Annotated in this window: 1 protein-coding gene; it reads right to left on the reverse strand. The window is 62.5% G+C overall.

The window, feature by feature from the left end:
• Positions 1-960 (reverse strand): aldehyde dehydrogenase family protein (locus tag ACRXB1_RS36790; RefSeq protein WP_449494871.1); only part of this gene is annotated, 960 nt, incomplete at both ends.

The raw sequence follows: 960 nt of genomic DNA on the forward strand, positions 1-960 counted from the left end.
TGGCGGTTTGCGGATCGCGCTCGGCGATGGCCCAGTCGCGCAATGCGGTGAGCGCGGAAGGCGTATCGTTCGCGGCCGTCTGATCGACGACCAACGCGCTTTCCAGCGACTTCGGCAAACCGGTAGGACGCTTGGCAAGAAGACGCTGCAAGTAAAGCGCACCACCCGCTTTCGGTCCCGTGCCCGACAAACCTTCGCCGCCGAACGGCTGCACGCCGACCACGGCGCCAATCACGTTCCGGTTTACATAGATGTTGCCAACATGAGCGCGGCTGACAACGTGCGCGATGGTTTCATCGATACGCGTATGGATTCCCAGCGTCAGCCCGTAACCGGTCGCCTTGATCTGGTCGAGCAGTTTATCAAGTTGCGCGCGCCGATACCGAACCACGTGCAGCACAGGGCCGAAGACTTCGCGCTTGAGTTCATCGATTGAATCCAGTTCGATCAACGTCGGCGGGACAAACGTGCCCTGCGCGCAACCATCGGGCGTCGGCAATTGCACGACGTTGCGGCCTTTCTCGCGCATCGATGCAACGTGCCCGTCGATGCTTTGCTTGGCTTCTGCGTCGATGACCGGGCCCACGTCCGTGGACAAGCGGTCCGGGTTGCCCATTGCGAGTTGCTGCATGGCGCCCGTGAGCATTTCGAGCGTACGGTCGGCGACGTCGTCCTGAAGGCAAAGAACGCGCAGTGCGGAACAGCGTTGGCCGGCGGAATCGAAGGACGATTGCAATACGTCCGCAACCACTTGCTCGGCGAGCGCCGACGAATCGACGATCATCGCGTTCTGTCCGCCCGTTTCCGCGATCAGCGGGATCGGACGGCCGTCGGGATCGAGGCGTTCGGACAGAGTCTTGTTGATGAGCCGTGCAACGTCCGTTGAACCCGTGAACATCACAGCGCGCGTGCGTGGATCGGCGACAAGCGCCGCGCCCACGGTCTCGCCATTGCCCGGCA

It is taken from the genome of Caballeronia sp. M23-90, assembly GCF_053574605.1.